This is a genomic window from Sphingopyxis sp., from assembly GCF_965227415.1.
Taxonomy (GTDB): Bacteria; Pseudomonadota; Alphaproteobacteria; order Sphingomonadales; family Sphingomonadaceae; genus Sphingopyxis.
Genome location: NZ_OZ245749.1, coordinates 1,770,803 through 1,788,400, shown reverse-complemented (window position 1 = coordinate 1,788,400; position 17,598 = coordinate 1,770,803). Strand labels below are relative to the sequence as shown.

Annotated in this window: 22 protein-coding genes and 1 pseudogene; 6 read left to right on the top strand and 17 right to left on the bottom strand. The window is 65.2% G+C overall.

What is annotated here, in order from left to right; genetic code table 11:
- Nucleotides 1-20 precede the first annotated feature (20 nt).
- Nucleotides 21-1,022, top strand: coding sequence for a dipeptide epimerase (locus ACO055_RS08720; protein WP_422062194.1), 1,002 nt, complete (start codon nt 21-23; stop codon nt 1,020-1,022).
- A 106-nt stretch (nt 1,023-1,128) separates the two neighbouring features.
- Here ACO055_RS08720 and ACO055_RS08715 read toward each other — a convergent pair whose 3' ends face one another.
- Together ACO055_RS08715 and ACO055_RS08710 are read right to left on the bottom strand one after the other, a co-directional pair.
- Nucleotides 1,129-1,593 (bottom strand): pyridoxamine 5'-phosphate oxidase family protein, encoded by a 465-nt coding sequence (locus ACO055_RS08715; RefSeq protein ID WP_422062193.1) that lies wholly within the window; start codon nt 1,591-1,593, stop codon nt 1,129-1,131.
- 67 nt (nt 1,594-1,660) lie between these two features.
- Nucleotides 1,661-2,056 carry a VOC family protein gene (locus tag ACO055_RS08710; protein WP_422062192.1) on the bottom strand — a complete coding sequence of 132 codons (396 nt, stop codon included), beginning with the start codon at nt 2,054-2,056 and terminating at the stop codon, nt 1,661-1,663.
- Between the two features lie 115 nt (nt 2,057-2,171).
- Between ACO055_RS08710 and soxR the strand changes: the two are divergent.
- A pseudogene (gene soxR / locus ACO055_RS08705) lies at nt 2,172-2,641 on the top strand (redox-sensitive transcriptional activator SoxR).
- Between the two features lie 357 nt (nt 2,642-2,998).
- Here the strand turns inward: soxR and ACO055_RS08700 are convergent.
- From ACO055_RS08700 to ACO055_RS08665, 8 genes are all read right to left on the bottom strand, one after another.
- On the bottom strand, nt 2,999-3,286 hold the full coding sequence (locus ACO055_RS08700) for a putative quinol monooxygenase (protein ID WP_422062191.1): 288 nt from the start codon (nt 3,284-3,286) through the stop codon (nt 2,999-3,001).
- Nucleotides 3,287-3,302: 16 nt separating this feature from the next.
- Nucleotides 3,303-3,887, bottom strand: coding sequence for a carboxymuconolactone decarboxylase family protein (locus tag ACO055_RS08695; RefSeq protein ID WP_422062190.1), 585 nt, complete (start codon nt 3,885-3,887; stop codon nt 3,303-3,305).
- A 16-nt stretch (nt 3,888-3,903) separates the two neighbouring features.
- Nucleotides 3,904-5,085 (bottom strand): acetyl-CoA C-acyltransferase, encoded by a 1,182-nt coding sequence (locus tag ACO055_RS08690; protein WP_422062189.1) that lies wholly within the window; start codon nt 5,083-5,085, stop codon nt 3,904-3,906.
- Between the two features lie 120 nt (nt 5,086-5,205).
- On the bottom strand, nt 5,206-5,664 hold the full coding sequence (locus tag ACO055_RS08685) for a MaoC family dehydratase (protein WP_422062188.1): 459 nt from the start codon (nt 5,662-5,664) through the stop codon (nt 5,206-5,208).
- Nucleotides 5,665-5,758: 94 nt separating this feature from the next.
- Complete coding sequence (locus ACO055_RS08680) at nt 5,759-6,967, bottom strand: mechanosensitive ion channel family protein (protein WP_422062187.1); 1,209 nt, start codon at nt 6,965-6,967, stop codon at nt 5,759-5,761.
- A gap of 17 nt (nt 6,968-6,984) precedes the next feature.
- The gene (locus tag ACO055_RS08675; protein ID WP_422062186.1) at nt 6,985-8,007 is read right to left on the bottom strand and encodes a DNA topoisomerase IB; all 1,023 of its coding nucleotides are present in this window, start codon (nt 8,005-8,007) and stop codon (nt 6,985-6,987) included.
- A 38-nt stretch (nt 8,008-8,045) separates the two neighbouring features.
- Complete coding sequence (locus ACO055_RS08670; protein ID WP_422062185.1) at nt 8,046-9,428, bottom strand: putative O-glycosylation ligase, exosortase A system-associated; 1,383 nt, start codon at nt 9,426-9,428, stop codon at nt 8,046-8,048.
- Nucleotides 9,421-9,585, bottom strand: coding sequence for a hypothetical protein (locus ACO055_RS08665; RefSeq protein ID WP_422062184.1), 165 nt, complete (start codon nt 9,583-9,585; stop codon nt 9,421-9,423). Before ACO055_RS08665 ends, ACO055_RS08670 begins: the two co-directional genes overlap by 8 nt.
- A 108-nt stretch (nt 9,586-9,693) precedes the next feature.
- Between ACO055_RS08665 and ACO055_RS08660 the strand changes: the two genes are divergently transcribed.
- Both ACO055_RS08660 and ACO055_RS08655 read left to right on the top strand, forming a co-directional pair.
- Nucleotides 9,694-10,914, top strand: coding sequence for a TIGR04063 family PEP-CTERM/XrtA system glycosyltransferase (locus ACO055_RS08660; protein ID WP_422062183.1), 1,221 nt, complete (start codon nt 9,694-9,696; stop codon nt 10,912-10,914).
- A gap of 4 nt (nt 10,915-10,918) precedes the next feature.
- A complete protein-coding gene (locus tag ACO055_RS08655; RefSeq protein ID WP_422062182.1) occupies nt 10,919-11,770 on the top strand; it encodes a hypothetical protein in 852 nt (283 codons plus the stop codon).
- A gap of 28 nt (nt 11,771-11,798) precedes the next feature.
- On the opposite strand, the gene ACO055_RS08650 is transcribed toward ACO055_RS08655, so the two are convergent.
- Nucleotides 11,799-12,110 (bottom strand): hypothetical protein, encoded by a 312-nt coding sequence (locus tag ACO055_RS08650; RefSeq protein ID WP_422062181.1) that lies wholly within the window; start codon nt 12,108-12,110, stop codon nt 11,799-11,801.
- The gene (locus tag ACO055_RS08645) at nt 12,107-12,352 is read right to left on the bottom strand and encodes a hypothetical protein (RefSeq protein WP_422062180.1); all 246 of its coding nucleotides are present in this window, start codon (nt 12,350-12,352) and stop codon (nt 12,107-12,109) included. The genes ACO055_RS08650 and ACO055_RS08645 overlap by 4 nt, the downstream gene beginning before the upstream one ends.
- A 135-nt stretch (nt 12,353-12,487) precedes the next feature.
- Between ACO055_RS08645 and ACO055_RS08640 the strand changes: the two genes are divergently transcribed.
- Nucleotides 12,488-13,156 carry a LexA family transcriptional regulator gene (locus ACO055_RS08640; RefSeq protein WP_422062179.1) on the top strand — a complete coding sequence of 223 codons (669 nt, stop codon included), beginning with the start codon at nt 12,488-12,490 and terminating at the stop codon, nt 13,154-13,156.
- Here the strand turns inward: ACO055_RS08640 and ACO055_RS08635 are convergent.
- On the bottom strand, nt 13,153-13,458 hold the full coding sequence (locus tag ACO055_RS08635; RefSeq protein ID WP_422062178.1) for a hypothetical protein: 306 nt from the start codon (nt 13,456-13,458) through the stop codon (nt 13,153-13,155). The two genes, ACO055_RS08640 and ACO055_RS08635, sit on opposite strands and share 4 nt — an antisense overlap.
- A 205-nt stretch (nt 13,459-13,663) precedes the next feature.
- On the opposite strand from ACO055_RS08635, the gene aqpZ reads away from it, so the two are divergent.
- Nucleotides 13,664-14,389, top strand: a complete 726-nt coding sequence (gene aqpZ / locus ACO055_RS08630; protein WP_422062177.1) for an aquaporin Z — start codon at nt 13,664-13,666, stop codon at nt 14,387-14,389.
- 34 nt (nt 14,390-14,423) lie between these two features.
- Here aqpZ and galU read toward each other — a convergent pair whose 3' ends face one another.
- The 4 genes from galU to ACO055_RS08610 are packed head-to-tail and all read right to left on the bottom strand — an operon-like array spanning nt 14,424 to nt 17,597.
- Nucleotides 14,424-15,287 (bottom strand): UTP--glucose-1-phosphate uridylyltransferase GalU, encoded by an 864-nt coding sequence (galU, locus tag ACO055_RS08625; RefSeq protein WP_422062176.1) that lies wholly within the window; start codon nt 15,285-15,287, stop codon nt 14,424-14,426.
- Nucleotides 15,288-15,341: 54 nt separating this feature from the next.
- On the bottom strand, nt 15,342-15,839 hold the full coding sequence (locus ACO055_RS08620; protein WP_422062175.1) for an OmpA family protein: 498 nt from the start codon (nt 15,837-15,839) through the stop codon (nt 15,342-15,344).
- Between the two features lie 19 nt (nt 15,840-15,858).
- The gene (locus ACO055_RS08615; protein ID WP_422062174.1) at nt 15,859-17,076 is read right to left on the bottom strand and encodes a diguanylate cyclase domain-containing protein; all 1,218 of its coding nucleotides are present in this window, start codon (nt 17,074-17,076) and stop codon (nt 15,859-15,861) included.
- Nucleotides 17,073-17,597 (bottom strand): YfiR family protein, encoded by a 525-nt coding sequence (locus ACO055_RS08610; protein ID WP_422062173.1) that lies wholly within the window; start codon nt 17,595-17,597, stop codon nt 17,073-17,075. Before ACO055_RS08610 ends, ACO055_RS08615 begins: the two co-directional genes overlap by 4 nt.
- Between the last annotated feature and the right edge of the window lies 1 nt (nt 17,598).

The following is a 17,598-nucleotide window of genomic DNA, read 5'->3' as shown; positions in this document are numbered from 1 at the left end:
TCTTCGCCTATGATCGCGTCATGGCTATCCAACTGAAAAGCGTGCGCGTCGAGCGTTGGCCTGTCGACGGGCAGTTCGTCATCAGCCGCGGCGCGAAAGACCATGTCGATGTGATCGTCGCCGAAATAGGGGGCGCCCAGGGCGACGGAGGCGCGATCGGGCGCGGCGAGGGGACGCCGCTCTATTATCTTGGCGAAGACGCCGCGGGATGTCGTGACCAGATATTGCATGCGGCCGCGCATATTGCCGAGCTTGGCGCGGCCGAGGCGCGTGCTGCGGTGCAGGAGATCATGGCGCCTGGCGCAGCGCGCAATGCTCTCGATTGTGCGCTCTGGGATCTGGAGGCGAAGCAGCGCGGCTTGCGGCTGTGGCAGCTTGCGGGATGCGACGGCGCGCCGACCGCGCGCACGACCGCCTACACCATCTCGCTGGCCACGCCGGGCGCGATGGCCGAGGCGGCAGCGACGGCGGAGGCCGACGGCTATCATCTGCTCAAGATCAAGCTGACCGGCGACGGCGACCGACTGCGCGTCGCGGGCGTGCGCAAGGGCGCGCCCAACGCCCGGCTGATCGTCGATGCCAACGAAAGCTGGGGACAGATCGATATTTTGAGCGAGGCCGAAGCGCTCGCCGACATGGGAGTCGAGATGATCGAGCAGCCCGTGCCGGTCGGCGCCGACGCGTTGCTCGATCCGCTCTATGCGCCCATCCCGTTTGTCGCCGACGAAAGCTGTCACACCGCGGCCGACGTCGCGCGGATCGGGCCTTTTTACGACGGCGTGAACATCAAGCTCGACAAAGCGGGCGGGCTGACCGAAGCGCTGCGGCTCGCCGACGCGGCCGATGCGGCGGGGCTGTCGATCATGGTCGGGTGCATGCTGTGCACCAGTCTTGCCATCGCGCCGGCCTTTGTCCTTGCGCAACGGGCGCGATGGGTCTACCTCGACGGACCCGCGCTGCTGGCGCGCGACCGCGAGGGCGGGTTCGAGTTTCGCGAGGGGCAGATCGCGCCGTCGCATTGAGGCATCGCGGCGCGTGCTGCCGGTGCTGATCGACGCTGCGACGAAGCGTGGGAGCGGGGATTACGGCGGCCCCCACCTTCCTACGGCTTCGCCACAGCGAGGATGATTACAGCGCTACCTCTGCATGCTTGCCGAGGTCGCCGTCCTTCATGGTCATCCCGGTCATCAGCTTGAAAATCCCCTTGATGCCCGGATCCGCGGTCCAGATTTCGGCATCGTCGAGGTCGAAGCGCAGAAGGACGAGCTTGGGATCATCCTTGCCGCCTTCGTACCAGGCGGCGATGCCATTGTTCCACAGCTTGTCGAGCACCGCGCGGTCCTGTTCATGGCGCAGCGTGCCCGAGATACAGGCGAACAGGTCATGCCCCTTCGACGCGAATTGGGCCATCGCGGGGCCGCCGCCCGACAGATGATTGTCGGTGGCAGTGAAGAACCAGACCGCGCTGTCGGCATCCTTGTCGAGCTGCGCATTCATGGGGATGTGATGATCCCGCTCGCCGGTCAGGCCAATCATCACATAGGGGCTGGCGTCGAGCGCCTTCCAGAAGCTTTTCTTAATATCGTCGGTCATCGGTCGAGACTCCTTGTCGGCCCCCCGATGAAGGAAGAACGCCTGACGAACCAGGACGTTGCGCCTTTCAGCGCGGGCGCGGCTCCGCATAGCTGACAACTTCATATTCGATGCCGTCGGGATCGAAGAAATAGAAGCGGCGGCCGGGTTCGTAATCGCCGTGGCTGAAGGGGGTGAGGCCGACCGCCTTCACGCGCATTTCGACCGTGTCGAGATCGTCGACCTGAACGCCAACATGGTTGAGCGGTTCGCCCTTGGCATAGCGCGCGTCGTCATGCTGCCCGTCGGGGCCGGTATAGAGCGCGACATAGGCGGTGTCGCTGCCGAGGTGGATCGTGCGGCCGCCGTCGCGCGCGGGACCGCGCCAGCGCTCGTGCCAGCCAAAGATTGCCGACAATAGCCCGGCGGTGCGGTCGGGATCGCTGACGGTCAGATTAACATGCTCGATGAAGGCGTGCGTCACGGATAAGCTCCTGATTCGGGTTGACGCAGCGGGTTATGAAAGCTCAAGTGAGGTTTAGATCAAGCAGAGTCTTCGCTCCTCGCGATGACGAAGACGGGAATGGCAAGGAGCAGCCATGCATCGCACCGACCTGATCGCTATCGGGGACCTTGCCGCGCGCACCGGGGTCGCGGTGTCGGCGATCCGCTTTTATGAAGCCAAGGGGCTGATCGAGGCGCTGCGCACGCGCGGCGGGCAGCGGCGGTTCCTGCGCGCCGACATCCGCCGCGTGTCGTTCATCCTGATCGCGCAGCAGATGGGATTGAGCCTGGAGGAAATCGGTGCCGAACTGGCCCGGCTTCCCGCTGGTCGCAATCCCAATGCCGCGGACTGGGCGCGGATCAGCACCGGGCTGCACGCGCGGATCGAAGCGCAGATCGCGGCGCTCGAACGGACGCGCGACTGTTGGGCAATTGCATCGGATGCGGGTGCCTGTCGCTGAAGAAATGCGGGCTCTACAACCGTGGGGACAAGGCATCGCAGCGCGGCGCCGGGCCGCGATATCTGCTGGGCGACCGGGCAGGAGAGATTGCGGAAGTCGGGTGACGACGAAATTGCCATCGCCTTTCGGTCGTTTGCCGCCGACTTGCCGATTGCCGCGGCTTTCAGCCGCTCGTCATCCCGCACTTGATCCGCGATCCACCGCAGCCCCTGACGTGATGGACCCCGGATCAAGTCCGGATATATCCCATTGGAGCAACTATGTGTTCCCCCGCGAAGGCGGGGGTCCAGCTTCGACGCGAAGCGTCGAAGGGCGCGCTGCCGCACGCGCGCCTTTCCTTGTCGCGGGACCCCCGCCTTCGCGGGGGAACACCCATTCCTTGTCCCAGTGGGATAATCGCCGATCAGGTCCGGGGTGACGAGAGAAAAAGCCCCTCTTCCGCAGGCGAAAGGGAAGTCCCGTCAGACCGCGGGCAGCGTCTCGATCTCCGGCGCGCCGGCGAGGCAGGGGCCGAGTTGGGCGCCGAGCGAGCGGAAATGGTCCGACGCGCGGTGCGCCGCGATCGCGGCTTCGTCGTCATAGCATTCGAGCACCTTGTACACCCCGGCGTCGGCGGTACGGAACAGCTTGTAATAGCTGTTGCCGGGCTCGTTGGCGCGCACCGCGGGTGCCAGCTGCGCGAAGACGCCTTCGAATTCTGCTTCCTTGCCCGCCTGTACGCGCAGCGTGGCGATGATGCCGATGGCCATATGTCTCTCCCTTGTCCTATGCTTCGAGGTCGGGGTCGACCTCCCAGCCGTCTTCTACCTGGATGCCGAAGCTGTTCAGCATCATCGATACTTGCGTATATTGGCCGACGGTCATGACCAGGTCCATGCGGCCCTTGTCGCCAAGCGGCGAAAGCGCTGCCCAGCTGGCGTCGCTGACGAAATGATCGGCGGTGAGATCGTCGGTGGCGCGGAGCATCGCGCAGTCGATCTCGCTCCAGCCCGCGGCGTCGGGACCCGCCTTGATGCGTTCGATCTCTTCGGCGGTGAGACCGCTATCGAGTCCGATGCGCTTGTGCTGCGTCCATTCATAACCCGAACGGCAGTTATAGCCGGTGCGCAGGATCACGAGTTCGCGGTCGCGTTCCGACAAGGCGTTGCGGCGCGAAAGGATATAACTGCCCCAACCGAGGAAGGCGGTGAGTGCCTTCGGCGCATGCGCGAGCGTGCGGAAGATGTTGAGCACCCGGCCGCCGCCGACCTTGCCGCCGTCGCCGCCCAGAAACGGCGCGAGCGCGTCGCGCTGGTCGCTATCGAGCCGGTCCAGGTCGACCGGCTCGATACGCGGATGGCGAAGTCTCATTTACAGGGGCCGCAAATCAGAAGACCTCGAACAGGCCCGCTGCACCCTGGCCGCCGCCGATGCACATGGTGACGACGGCATATTTGACGCCGCGGCGCTTGCCCTCGATCAGCGCGTGGCCGACGCAGCGCGCACCGGTCATGCCGAAGGGATGGCCGATCGAGATCGAGCCGCCGTTGACGTTGAGCAGCTCGTTCGGGATGCCGAGCGTGTCGCGGCAATAGAGGACCTGCACAGCAAAGGCTTCGTTGAGTTCCCAGAGGCCGATGTCGCTCATCTTGAGGTCGAAGCGTTCGAGCAGCTTCGGGATCGCGAAGACGGGGCCGATGCCCATTTCGTCGGGCTCGGTGCCCGCGACCGCCATGCCGACATAGCGGCCAAGCGGCTGAAGGCCCTTCTTTTCGGCGACCTTGGCTTCCATCAGGACTGCGGCTGACGCGCCGTCGGCGAGCTGGCTGGCGTTACCCGCGGTGATCGAAAAGCCTTCGCCCATCACCGGCTTCAGGCTGAGCAGGCCTTCGAGCGTCGTGTCGGGACGGTTGCACTCGTCCTTGTTCGCGACGACGTCCTGGAAGCTGACTTCCTTCGTTTCCTTGTTCACGACCGCCATGGTCGCGTTGCAGGCGACGATCTCGTCGTCATATTTTCCCGCGGCCTGCGCGGCGGCGGTGCGCTGCTGCGACTGGAACGAATATTCATCCTGCGCTTCGCGGCTGATATTGTAACGCTTGGCGACGACCTCTGCGGTGCCGATCATCGGCATATAGGTGTCCTTGTGCATCGCGATCAGCTCGGCGTCGGTCTCGATGAACACCTTGCCGCTGCCGCTGACCTTCGAGATCGACTCGATGCCGCCGGCCACCGCGATGTCCTGGCGGTCGACGATGATCTGCTTCGCGGCCGTCGCGATCGTCATCAGGCCCGACGAGCATTGGCGGTCGATCGACATGCCGGGGACGGTGACGGGCAGGCCAGCGCGCAGCGCGATGAGGCGCGCGACGTTCATCGTCTGCGATCCCTGCTGCATCGCGGCGCCGAAGACGACATCGTCGATCTCGCCGCCTTCGACTCCGGCACGCTCGACCGCGGCGCGGACCGCATGGGCGCCCAGCGTCGGGGCAAGGGTGTTGTTGAACGAGCCGCGTCCCGCCTTGGTCAGCGGGGTGCGGGCGGTGGAAACGATGACGGCGTCACGCATGATGATGATCCTTCTTACTTAAGCCCTCCCGTTCAGGGGAGGGTTCGGGTGGGGCATGTCAGGGCAGTCGCGGCCAACAGGCCCTCCCCCGACCCCTCCCGCAAGCGGGAGGGGAGTCATTCAAACGAAAAACTGGCTGATCCATTCGGCGATCAGGGCGGGCTTTTCCTCGCCCTCGATCTCGACGGTCACCTCATTGGTCTGCTGCCATTGGCCGGGGCGCTTTTCCTCCAGCTCGAGCAGCTTGATGTGGCTGCGCACGCGCTTGCCAGAGCGGACGGGCGACAGGAAGCGGACTTTGTTGCAACCGTAATTGACGCCCATCTTCACCCCGCCGACCTTGGGGCCGTCGGTGCTCTGGCCGAGCATCGGCATCAGCGACAGGGTCAGGAAGCCGTGAGCGATCGTGCCGCCGAACGGCGTGAGCTTGGCCTTTTCCTCGTCGATATGGATGAACTGATGGTCGCCGGTGGCGTCGGCGAATTTGTTGATCATCTCCTGATCGACCAGCACCCAATCGGATGTGCCCAGATGCTCGCCCACTTTGGTTTGCAGTTCCTGCGGCGTGATGCTGGCCATATTCCATCCCCTCGATATTTGGTTCGGGGCGCGTTCTAGGCCTGTCTTGCCGCGTTGCACAAGGCCCTAGCGGTCGCGCCAAGGCGCCGTAGCGTCAGCCGGGCTTGGCCGTCTTTGCGGCGCTGGCCCTGGGCTTCGCAGACTCGGCATAGGGCATGATCATCGTGCCGTCGGGCGCGGCCGTGAAGGTCGTTTGCGTCGGATAGGCGAACTGATAGCCCGCTTTCGCCATCGCCTCGAACAGGCGGATCGCGACCTCGGTTCGCGCCGCGACCACCGCCTCGAATTCTTCGGTGAAGACGTCGAAGAGCAGCTCGAAATCGAGGCTCGACGGGCCGAACGTAACGAAGCTCGAGCGGATGAACTCCTGTCCCGCGGCCTTGACCTGTTCCTCTAGCAACGCCGGCAGGTCGCGCAGCATCGCGGGCGTCGTCTGATAGATGACGCCGATCGCAAAGGTCACGCGGCGGCGGTGCAGATGCGCGAAATTGGTGATCTCCTTCGCAAGGAGATTGGTGTTCGAGATGACGAGAAGCTCGCCGTTGACCGAGCGCAGCCGCGTGCTCTTGAGCCCGATGCGTTCGACCGTCGCGGTGCTGGTGTCGTATCTGATCGTCTCGCCGACGCGAAACGGGCGGTCGAAGATGATCGAGAGCGACGCGAACAGGTCGGAGAATATGCCCTGCGCGGCCAGGCCAATCGCAATGCCGCCGATGCCGAGTCCGGCGATCAGGCCGGTGACATTGACCCCCATATTGTCGAGGATGACGATCGTTGCGACCGCGAACAGCGCGACGCTGATCAGCAGGCGGATGATCCCCATCGCATTGCTGAGCGTCTCGTTATTGCCCTCGGCGGCGCGGCGCTGGATCAGGCCGAGGATGATCTCGCGCACCCAGATCGCGACTTGCAACACTACCGCGACGGTAAAGACGAACTGGATGACCTGCATGATCGCGGCGGGCGGCTGCGCATAGCCCGCAACCATGCGGATCGCGATGATCGCGATGACGGTCGATTTCGTCTTGTGGATCACGCGCCCGGCGATGTGGGTCAGTGAAAGATCGCCTTCGGCCGACTGCGCATGTTTGAGCGCAAAGGTGCGGATCATCGACAGCAGGAAATAGATGAGCAGGCCGGCGCCGATCGCGATGCCGATCTGCAGCCAGTGGCTGTTCACCCAGGCGACGCTGACATCCCAATAATGACGCAGGTCGGTGAGCGGATCGCTCGCCGGAACCGCGAGCGTCGCGGCGGCTTTGGTCGCAGCGGTCTGCGCAGCGGCAAGAAAGGAGAAAGTCACGTAATCCTCTTGGCGGATCAGGCGGAGCGAAGCAACGCCGCGGCGTCGGGCGCGCGCTCCAGATAGGTCAAAAAGCCGCGTTCGTACCGCGAAAGATATTTGGTCGCGCGCGGCAGCGGCCCGGCGGCCGCGGCGAAATCGCCGCGTTCCTGCGCCGCGGCGAGCATCGCGGGGTGGACATAGGCCTTGCGCGCGATCGCCGGGGTGTTGCCGAGGCGGTCGGCAACCTGTTCGAGCATCGCTTTCAGGGTCGGCGGTTCGGGCGCGTCATAGAGGAAGGAATAAGCCTCGACGCTGGCCGACCAGGTGCGGAAATGCTTCGCGCTGAACGCATCGCCCATGGCGTCGCGGATATAGGCGTTGACCTCTTCGGAGCCGACGGCGGAGAGCATGTCGCCATCCTGATACTGGAAGAGTTTCTGACCCGGCAGATCCTGCAAACGGCGGACGAGCGTCGTCAGATTGCGGTCGCTGATCGTCACGTCCTTCTTCGCGCCGCCCTTGGCGCGGTAGCTGAGGCGGAGCGTCTGGCCCGACAGCGTCGCATGGCGCTGACGCAAGGTCGTCGCGCCGAAGCTGTTGTTCGCGGCGACATATTGTTCGTTGCCGACGCGAAGCGCTGCGAGGTCGAGCAGGCGCACGACCGCGCCGACGATCCGCTCCTGACAGAGCGTGCGGCGCGCAAGATCGCCCTCGAGCCGCGCGCGGAGCAGTGGCAGCGCATGGCCGAAGGCGGCGCAGCGGTCATATTTGTCGGCATCCTGCGCCAGACGGAAATCCGGGTGATAGCGATATTGCTTGCGCCCGCGGGCGTCATAGCCGGTGGCGAGGATGTGGCCGTTGGCGGCCGGGCAAAACCAAGCGTCTTCGTAAGCCGGGGGCAGCGCTATGGCGTTCAGGCGCCGGACTTCGTCGGCGTCGCGAATGATCTTTCCCTTGGCGTCGCGATAGCGCCAGCTGTCGCCCATGCGCTCGCGGCCGATACCCGGCAGGCTGTCATCGACATGGATCAGGCGCGCGGCGGGGGTGGAAGTGAGCATGGGACATTAGCGCCCAGCCGCCGCCTATGGTTCCCTGATCAAGGCGCATCCGGAAAGGCGTGGCGCGCCGGAACCTGCGCCGGCCGCGCGGTCAGCGGGCGCCAGCCCGACTCCTGCTCGCGGCGGCGGACATAGGTCGAAAGCCCCATTTCGAGTGCGAGCATCATGTAGATGAAGGGCTGGAAGGCGATGCCGACGAACAGCGAGCCGATCATATAGGTGATATGCCCGTGCTGGAGCGCGGTCGCGAGCGGCGCGATCCATTGCTCTTCGGCGCGGCGCGTCTTCATATAGCGGCGGCGGAGCCGCTCCAGCTGGACGAGGCTGACGCCGTGGAGCAGCAACCACAGCGCAAGGCCGGGATAGCCCTGTTCGCCGAGCATTTCGAAATAGCTCGAATGATAAGCGCGCGAATGCTCTTCATAGACCGTCGTTTCGGATTCCTGCGGCTTGTCGGGATCGTAAGCGCCGCCGGCCTTTTCGACACGGACGCGGTTCTGGATATAGGCCTCGAACCCGCCACCGAACGGATGCTCCTTCGCATAGTCCCAGGTCCACTGCCACACCGCGACGCGGGTCGAGGCCGACTGGTCGGATTTGTGGTCGCGGATCGTTTCCATGCGCGCGGTAAAACTCTGCGGCAGGAAGGGAACGGCGGCCGTCGTCAGCAGGACGGCGCCCGCGACATAGAGAAAGCGATGCTTGACGGAGCGCAGCGACAGCACGGCAAGGACGACCAGACAGACTAGGCCGGTGCGCGCCTGCGTGCCGATCGGCAGCAGCGCGCAGGCAAAGATCAGCGCGAAGCAGAAGAGCGAAACGCGCCAATCGGGCGGGAAGATCGTGCCGTGGCGCCGGTACCAGAGGATCAGCGGGATGATCGAAATGCCGACCGCCGACATGATCGAGCCTTCGTACAGGCCGTAATTCTCGTTGAGCAGCAGTTGCAGTTCACCATAGCCGCCGCCGCCGCCCGCGGTCTTGATCCCGCCCGCGATCGCGATGGCTCCCGCCGAGAGGAGCATGATCAGGATCAGCGATTCGATGCGGAGCTTGGTTCGAAGCGTCAGCGGAAGGAAGATCGCCCAGACGAGCGCTTTCCAGACCCAGCTCCATTTCTCGGCCGCTTCGACCGGGAAATCGGCGTTGATCGTGGTCATCCAGCAATAGAGAAGGAGCGCGATCAGCAGGAACTGTCGCCCCGACCATCGCATGTCGCGTTTGTCGTCGGCCACAAGCCAGCCGGCGATCGCGAGCCCGAACACGATCAGCGAGATCGGGATCGAATTGATCAGAAAATAGCTGAGCCGCTGCGGCGCGACGATGTCGATGTAGCAAAAGCACAGCACGAACAGGAATGGCTTGCGAAAGCCAACCCCGATGAAAGCAAAGAGAAAGGCGACGAAGGCGAGGTCACGCATCGGACGGGGCATCCTTTGCGGCGGTTTCGGCGTCGCGATGTTGCTGCCATTGCTTGCGCGGGCTGACCTCGTGATCGAGATCGTCGCGATAGAGCAGGCGCCACAGCGCGATCGCCATCAGGACATGCGTCAACGCAATGGAAAAATTGTCGACCATCGATGCAGCTTGCCCGAAAACCCTTCATGGCCCAAGGGCCCGTTGTCTCAGCTCTACGCCGCTTGGGTTGACGCCGCGTTAAGGCTTATATGTCAAAGCAATGGCTCCATGACCCGCATCCTGCACGTTCTCGATCACAGCCTGCCGACGCACAGCGGCTATACCTTTCGCACGCGCGCGCTGATGAAAGCGCAGGCAGCGAAGGGTTGGAAGGTCGCAGGCATCACGGGCGTGCGCCATCCGGTTCCGGGACCCGAGGTCGAGACGATCGACGGGCTGACCTTTTATCGCACGCCGCCGATCGCACCGGGGCTGTCGCCGATCCGCGAGTGGCGCGAGATTGCGGCGCTTGCCGCGCGGACCGAGGTGCTGGCGAGACACTGGAAACCCGATGTGCTCCACGCCCATTCGCCGGTGCTCGACGCGCTTGCCGCGCTGCGCGTCGGCAAGCGGCTCGGCATTCCGGTCATCTATGAGATCCGGGCCTTTTGGGAAGATGCTTCGGTCGGCAACGGCACCGGTCGTGAAGGCAGCGCACGCTATTTTCTGACGCGCCAGCTGGAAACCCATGCCGTGAAATCGGCCGATGCCGTCGCGGTCATCTGCGAGGGGCTGCGTGGCGATTTGATCCGGCGCGGGGTCGATCCCGCGAAGATCGTCGTGTCGCCCAATGGCGTCGATCTGGACCTGTTCGGTGATCCGCCGCCGCGCGACGATTGGCTTGCCGGCAAGCTGAGCCTTGACGTCGGCGACAGCGTGATCGGATTTATCGGCAGCTTTTACGACTATGAAGGCATCGACGACCTGATTGCCGCGATGCCCGCGCTGGTCGCAAGCGAGCCGCGCGCGGCGCTGCTCCTCGTGGGTGGCGGGCCGATGGAAATCGCGCTCAAGGCGCAGGCGGCGGCTTCGCCGGTCGCCGAGCATATCCGCTTTGTCGGCCGCGTGCCGCACGAAGAGGTCGAGCGCTATTATTCGCTGATCGATATCCTGGCCTATCCGCGCAAGAAGATGCGGCTGACCGATCTGGTCACGCCGTTGAAACCGCTGGAAGCGATGGCCCAGGGCAAGCTGGTCGCGGCGTCCGACGTCGGCGGTCATCGCGAGTTGATCGATGACGGCGTCACGGGGACATTGTTCGCGCCCGACGATCCCGCGGCGATCGCGGCGGCTCTGACCGACCTGCTCGGCGCGCGCGGCATGTGGGCCGAGCGGCGCCGCGCGGCGCGTATTTTTGTCGAAAATCATCGTAACTGGTCGTCAAACATTTTACGTTACGAACCTGTTTACCAAAGACTGTTGCGCGGCGATGCACGCGACGCAGCCTGACGATATGGATCTGGATTCTATGGACGACGGCAGCGAAGCATCGAGGACCGGCCGCTGGGCACCGGTGTGGGGTGTGCTGCGCCCCGCCGTGCCTGCGGTGATCGGCGCCGCCGCGCTGACCTTTTTGTTCGCGGCGGTGATGCCGATGGCGTGGGTCGCGGGCATCAGCTGGAACCTCTATCTCGACCGCCTGTCCGATTTCTTCCTGCCGCCGGTCGGCAACGCCGCCCGCTTGATCCTGGCCCTGGCCATGGCGGCGGTCGCGGCGCTGATTGCGGGGTTCGTCGCGCTGCTCATCGCAGGGCCCGTCGCACGGCCCGGGAACGCGGGTCGCGCGCCGCTGCGCCGACGCACCAAGCTTCCCGCTGCCGATGGCGATTATGTTCCGCCGCGCCGCCGCGCCGACCTGCACCCCGACGACTTGCCGCGCGCGCCGATCCGCGCCGGGCGCGATCTTCCCGCCGAAGGGCTGGTCCCGTCCTCCGACTCCGCGGCGAAGGTGCCATTCGATCCGGCCGACTGGTTCGGCGACGACGAGCTGGTCCTTGCCGATCTGGCGCCGGTCGAGGTCGCGGAGCCCGGCACCGAGCCGTGGCTGCAACCCGCCGAACTCGCGGGACCGCCGATGCCCGATCCGACAGATAATTCGCTCGGCGCCATGGTCGCGCGCTTCGAGGCGGGGCTTGTGCGCCGCCGTCCGGCGCAGGCCGCGGGTCCGGCCATCCGCACGTCCGATGCATCGGTGGACGCAGGCGGAGGCGGGGACGAGGCGGAGGACAGCGAAGGCGAGATCGACTTCGCGCTTGAAGCCGCGCTCGGGACGCTGCAGCGGATGAACCTTCGCGCGAGCGGTTGACACGCGAGGGCCCGGCGCGGCCCCGACCCTAATCCTCGACCGTCAGGATCTCGATCCGAAAATGGCCATCGTCATTCCCCGGCTCGACCGACAGGTCGGCGACGATATGGCCGGGCAGCCGCCATTCGAGCGCAGCAAGCCTTTCTTGAAGCGCCCGGGCCGGCACGGGGCCGATGCAGGGAAAGAGATGCCGCGCGCCGACGAAATTGGCGCTCGCCCATGGGCGAAGCGTCGATGCTCCGACGGTGATGCCGTTGGGAAGCTCGGCCGCGAGCAGGCGCGACAGGCGGTTGTGCGGGCAGCCGGGGCGGGCAGGCGCGGCGGGCGACCAGCGCATCATGCGCCCCCTCTCGCGCGGACGCGGCGGTCGCCCTGTTGCGCGACGCGGCCCGAATGAAAGTCGGCGCGCCATTTGTTCATGAAATGTTCCACACGGCATATCAGGAGACGGCCGGGTTCGCGTCCTCCGCGAAGGTCGCTGACGAGGCGCGGGTCGTGCACTGCGGCGCGCCCGAACACGCTCGGCGGCATGTGCGACTCCTTCAGGAAGCTCTCTATCCGTTGCAGCAGGCTGCGCTCCATTCCGTCCTCCCTTGCGCCAGAACCGGCGACTCGTTCCAATAGGATATTTCCTATTTGGTAGGCGTTTTCCTACTTGTCTAGGAAAAATCCTATTGCTAAAGACGAAATAGGAAGGACCAGCCGCCACGTGACCCCATGACCGATTTCGATCCCGACCCGCGCGCCGCGCTCGACCGCCTGCTGACCGAGAGGGGCATCGACTATGCCCAGCTTTCGGCGCGCATCGGGCGCAACCCCGCCTATATCCAGCAATATATCAAGCGTGGATCGCCGCGGCGGCTGGCCGAAGAAGATCGAGCGCGCATCGCGGCCTATCTGGGCGTGTCTGAAGCATTACTCGGCGGGCCGGCCCTGCGCGTCGCGACGGCGGCGCGGTCCCGTGCCGCCGACATGGTGTTGGTGCCGAAGCTGGCGATCGGTGCGTCGGCGGGTGCGGGCGCGATTGCCGAAGGCGAGCCGGTTGAGGGCCAGGTCGCGTTCGACCCCAAATGGCTGCGCGACCTTGGCGCCGACCCGCGCGCGCTCAGCATCATTCGCGTCGAAGGCGATTCGATGGCGCCGACCCTCAGCGACGGCGACGACATCATGGTCGACGGCGGCGACGCTGCGGCCCGACTACGCGACGGAATCTATGTGCTGCGCATCGACGACGGACTGATGGTCAAGCGCGTTGCGCGCGCGCCGGGGCAGGGCCGCGTATCGGTGATCAGCGACAATCCGCAATATCCGACCTATCCCGACCTGCCGCTGACGTCGGTGCGTCTGATCGGCCGCGTCGTCTGGACGGGGCGGCGGGTGCGCTAGATCGGCGCCGCCATCGTCGCTTCGATCTCATGTTCGAGTATCTCGGCGCGCTCGCACTGGTCCTGATTGCCGTCGCGGCACTTTTCGGTCGCCTTGTCGCGCTGGCGCGACAGCTTGCCGAGCCTTTCCTCGCGCTCGCGCATCGCACGGCCGCGGTTGCGATCGGACTCGTCCTGGCTGGTGGTCGTCCAGTCGGCGACCTTGCCGACGGCCTTGACCGGCGCGGTCACGACCTTGCCGACCGTGCTGATGCAACCGGCGAGCAAGGGGGCGACCAATAAAGTGATGACGATCGCGCGCATATAAGCCTCCCTTGCTGGCGGATCCGCATTGCATAGCCGCAGTCTGCTGAACAGCAGATTGCGATGGATCGTCCGCGCGATCGCGACCAACGCGGAAGCAATTGCCGTCGCGGCGGCCTGATTCCAAAGGCTTGCGGTGTATCGCGAGAGTGATAGATTCGCTCCCGCGCCTGCGGCGCTGGCCGCCGGTGGGGAGGAGGGTCATATGACAAATATCCAAAAAGGCCTGGCCGAGTTTATCGGCACATTCTGGCTTGTGTTCGGCGGTTGCGGAAGCGCGGTTCTGGCTGCCGGTTTCCCCGATCTTGGCATCGGTTTTCTGGGCGTATCGCTGGCTTTCGGTTTGACTGTCGTCACCATGGCCTATGCCATCGGCCATATTTCAGGGTGCCATCTCAACCCCGCGGTCACCGTGGGGTTATGGGCGGGCGGGCGGTTCAATGCGCGCGACATTCCGCTCTATGTCGTCGCGCAAGTGCTCGGCGCGATCGTCGCGGCGTTTTTGCTGCTCTATGTTGCGCAGGGCAATGCGGCCTATGATCTCGCGACGAACGGGCTCGCGGCGAACGGCTTCGCTGAACATTCGCCGGGCCATTATGACATCGGCGCCGCGCTGGTGATCGAGATCGTGCTGACCGCGGTTTTCGTGTGGATCATCATGGGATCGACCGACGGCCGCGCGCCAGCCGGTTTCGCGCCGATCGCGATCGGGCTCGGCCTGACGCTGATCCACCTCATCTCGATCCCGGTGACGAACACGTCGGTCAATCCGGCGCGCAGCACCGGACCGGCGCTGGTCGTCGGTGGCTGGGCGCTTCAGCAGCTGTGGCTGTTCTGGGTCGCGCCGATCGTCGGGGGCGCGCTCGGCGGCTGGCTGTACAAGACGGTCGGCGCCGATACGTTTCCGAAGCCCAATATCGAGGGCGAATAGCTTGGGTCCGGCGGGGGTCGTCGCCTCCGCCGCCCTATTTCAGAAGATCTATCGCAAAGGCGCGAACTTCGTCGGCGATGTCGGGCCGTTCGAGAGCGATCGCCAGATTGGCCTGGATATAGCCAGCCTTTGACCCGCAGTCATAGCGTGCGCCGTCGAAGGTGACGGCGTGGAACGGCTGCGTCCCGATCATCGTTGCCATCGCGTCGGTCAGCTGGATTTCGCCGCCCGCGCCCTTTTCCTGATTTTCGAGCACGCGCATCACTTCGGGTTGCAGGATATAGCGGCCCGAGATGATCAGGTTCGACGGCGCTTCGTCCGCTTTCGGCTTTTCGACCAGGCCGGTCACTTCGGTGAGCGCGCCGTCACGCTTGCCGGGCGCGATCACGCCATAGCTCGACACCTGTTCGTGCGGTACTTCGAGAACGGAGATCATATTGCCCCCGACCCTGTGATAGGCGTCGACCATCTGTTTCATGCAGCCCGGCGATCCGTGCATGAATTCGTCGGGAAGGAAGATCGCGAACGGTTCGTCGCCGACGATATCGCGCGCACACCAGATCGCATGGCCGAGCCCCATCGGCTCCTGCTGGCGGACATAGGCGCAATTGCCCGGCCCAAGCCGCGTTGCTTCGAGGACCGAGAGGTCCTTGCCGCGTTCGGACATCGTCTTTTCCAGTTCGAACGCGATGTCGAAATGATCCTCGATCGCGCCTTTGCCGCGACCGGTGACAAAGATCATCTGTTCGATCCCCGCCTCGATCGCCTCGTCGACGGCATATTGGATCAGCGGCCGGTCGACGACGGGCAGCATCTCCTTCGGGATGGCTTTGGTTGCGGGAAGGAAGCGCGTGCCAAGGCCGGCCACGGGAAAAACGGCTTTGCGGATCGGTTTCATGCGGGACCTGTAGCGCGGTGGAGAGGAAGAGAAAAGCAGCGCTTGATGGCAGCGTTATGGCGGCGTGACGATGACGACGACGCGGCGATTGTCCTGTCGGCCCTCGGCCGTGTCGTTGGGCGACAGGGGCAAAGTCTCGCCGCGCCCGACGATCTGGTCGGCGGCAAAGCGCATCCCGCCTTGCTGCAGTGCCGCCGCGACCACCTGCGCCCGCGCGAGCGACAGCGTCTGATTATAGGCGCTGGTGCCGGTGGAGTCGGTGTGACCCTCGACGCGCGCGGTGGCGATTCCGACGGCAGAGAGATTGCGGGCCAGCATATTGAGGCGTTCGATCTGTTCGGGCAGCAATCCGCTCTCGTTCACCGCGAAGAGCAGGCGCTCGTTCAGCGTCAGCTGCCATTCGGCGCCTGTTTCGACGAAGCCGCCCGACTTCAGCGCGCCGACTTGCGCCGCGCTGAAACCCGATGGCGCCGGCATGCTCTGGCAGGCCGCGAGAAGCGCGGCGACCAGCGACAGGATGATCAGGCGGATGGAGGGAAGGGCATGGGTCACGATGGTTCTCCGCGGGTCGTCAGACTTTGGGTCGATTGATCAGCTTGTCGGCATACATGGCCGCGTCGGCCACTGTCAGCAGCGCGGTCGCATCGGCGCCGTGGTCGGGATAGACGGCGACGCCGATACTGATACGCAGGCGATAATCGTCACCGCCGGGCAAGGCGATCGGCCGCGATACGCTCGCCTGGATCCGTTCGACAAGCGCCCCCGGTGCGATCCCGGGATTGAGCGGGTCGATGATGACGATGAATTCGTCGCCGCCGACCCGTGCCGCAAAGTCGCCCTTGCGCAGCGTTTCCATGATCCGCGCCGAAAGCGCGACGAGCAGCGCGTCACCGGCGCGATGGCCGTGATTGTCGTTCGCTGCCTTGAAATTGTCGGCGTCGATGAAGAGCACCGCAAAGCGCTCGCCGCGCTTTTGCGCTGCCTGGATCCGCAGCGCCAGCTGTTCGTCGAACGCGCTGCGATTGGGCATCGCGGTCAGCATATCGTGCGATGCGCGGTGCGCGAGCATCGCCTTTTCGCTTTCCATCGTGCCCTGCCAGCCCTGCAGTTCGTCGAGCAGCGCGTTGATGTCGCCGCCCAGCCGGTCGAGCTCGGCAATACCGAGCGGTTGCACGCGCTTGTCGAAGCGTCGGTGCAGGCGGACATCGTGCGCGACCGTGGCAATTTCGTTGAGCGGTTTCACCAGCTCATATTCGAACCGCCGCGCCAGGATGATCGTCCCGAGCGCCGTTACCAGCAGGCAGCCGAGTCCGGCGAGCAGGCCGAGCCGGACATAATCGACGAGCGTCGAGCTGTCGCCCCATACCTCGATCCGGCCGATCACCGAGCCGTTGCGCTGCACGGTCGCGGCGAAGGGGCGGGGAAAAAAGAAGCGGGTGAGCAAAGGCGCCGGGTCGCCCGCCGGAGACGTCCATTCGGACAGCGGCCTGCCGCGGTCGTCGAGCACGCGCAGGCGGGCGATGCCGGGAAGGCGTGTCAACGGCGCGAGCCCCTCGCGCGCGGCTTGCGGATCATTAAAGACCAGTGCCGGCTCGACGCCGTAGGCGCCCAGCCGCGCGGCGAGCTCCATATTGCGGTCGGCATAGCCGCGCAGCGTCGTGACACCGGCGAGCAGGATCGTGGCGCCGGACAGCGCTACCGCGAACAGCGTGATCCCGAAATGAAAGCGCGACAGCAGCTTTTGGAGCGTCGTGTGCGCGATCGCGCGTTCGGGGGCGCGGCCCGTCATCGTGCGCCCCCGTCGCTGCCGATCTTGAGGACGCGCGGGTCGACGCGCAGCGTCCCGCGGCCGATGGAGTCGAGATTGGTCGAGAAGCTGACGCTGCCGGTTCGGCCGACGAGGCAGAACATCGCGCCGAAGCTGCAGCCGGGATCATCGTCGGTGATCGTCAGCACGGAGCGCCCGCGCACCCAAGCGATCAGCCGCTGACGATCGGCGGTCGGCATGCGGCCAAGGAATATGATGTCGCAGTCGCTGGTCACACCTGCGGCGGACATGCGGCGGACGCCGATTGTCGGGCCGCCGGCGACGGCGGGCGCAATGCGGTCGGTCAGGCGCGGGTCGCCGACGAGGCAGAGCGTGCGCGCCGCAGCCGGCCGCTCGCCGGGCCAGCGCGCATAGCTGATGATACCGCCCAGGACGCGATTGACGCTACGCGTCGCGCCGTCGACGCCGCTTTCCACAATTGTCTGGCTGGCCGATTGAATCGCCAGCTGCGGCGTCGCGAACGACGATCCGATTAAAAACAAC

Excerpts from the sequence above, each read along its gene's own strand:
- ACO055_RS08720 (WP_422062194.1), top strand. The coding sequence starts at position 21 with ATGGCTATCCAACTGAAAAGCGTGCGCGTCGAGCGTTGGCCTGTCGAC.
- ACO055_RS08665 (WP_422062184.1), bottom strand. The coding sequence starts at position 9,585 with ATGGTCGACAATTTTTCCATTGCGTTGACGCATGTCCTGATGGCGATC.
- ACO055_RS08660 (WP_422062183.1), top strand. The coding sequence starts at position 9,694 with ATGACCCGCATCCTGCACGTTCTCGATCACAGCCTGCCGACGCACAGC.
- ACO055_RS08695 (WP_422062190.1), bottom strand. The coding sequence starts at position 3,887 with ATGAGACTTCGCCATCCGCGTATCGAGCCGGTCGACCTGGACCGGCTC.
- ACO055_RS08615 (WP_422062174.1), bottom strand. The coding sequence starts at position 17,076 with ATGACGGGCCGCGCCCCCGAACGCGCGATCGCGCACACGACGCTCCAA.
- ACO055_RS08675 (WP_422062186.1), bottom strand. The coding sequence starts at position 8,007 with ATGCTCACTTCCACCCCCGCCGCGCGCCTGATCCATGTCGATGACAGC.
- ACO055_RS08655 (WP_422062182.1), top strand. The coding sequence starts at position 10,919 with ATGGATCTGGATTCTATGGACGACGGCAGCGAAGCATCGAGGACCGGC.
- aqpZ (WP_422062177.1), top strand. The coding sequence starts at position 13,664 with ATGACAAATATCCAAAAAGGCCTGGCCGAGTTTATCGGCACATTCTGG.
- ACO055_RS08700 (WP_422062191.1), bottom strand. The coding sequence starts at position 3,286 with ATGGCCATCGGCATCATCGCCACGCTGCGCGTACAGGCGGGCAAGGAA.
- ACO055_RS08685 (WP_422062188.1), bottom strand. The coding sequence starts at position 5,664 with ATGGCCAGCATCACGCCGCAGGAACTGCAAACCAAAGTGGGCGAGCAT.
- ACO055_RS08690 (WP_422062189.1), bottom strand. The coding sequence starts at position 5,085 with ATGCGTGACGCCGTCATCGTTTCCACCGCCCGCACCCCGCTGACCAAG.
- ACO055_RS08670 (WP_422062185.1), bottom strand. The coding sequence starts at position 9,428 with ATGCGTGACCTCGCCTTCGTCGCCTTTCTCTTTGCTTTCATCGGGGTT.
- ACO055_RS08650 (WP_422062181.1), bottom strand. The coding sequence starts at position 12,110 with ATGATGCGCTGGTCGCCCGCCGCGCCTGCCCGCCCCGGCTGCCCGCAC.
- ACO055_RS08635 (WP_422062178.1), bottom strand. The coding sequence starts at position 13,458 with ATGCGCGCGATCGTCATCACTTTATTGGTCGCCCCCTTGCTCGCCGGT.
- ACO055_RS08715 (WP_422062193.1), bottom strand. The coding sequence starts at position 1,593 with ATGACCGACGATATTAAGAAAAGCTTCTGGAAGGCGCTCGACGCCAGC.
- galU (WP_422062176.1), bottom strand. The coding sequence starts at position 15,287 with ATGAAACCGATCCGCAAAGCCGTTTTTCCCGTGGCCGGCCTTGGCACG.
- ACO055_RS08645 (WP_422062180.1), bottom strand. The coding sequence starts at position 12,352 with ATGGAGCGCAGCCTGCTGCAACGGATAGAGAGCTTCCTGAAGGAGTCG.
- ACO055_RS08640 (WP_422062179.1), top strand. The coding sequence starts at position 12,488 with ATGACCGATTTCGATCCCGACCCGCGCGCCGCGCTCGACCGCCTGCTG.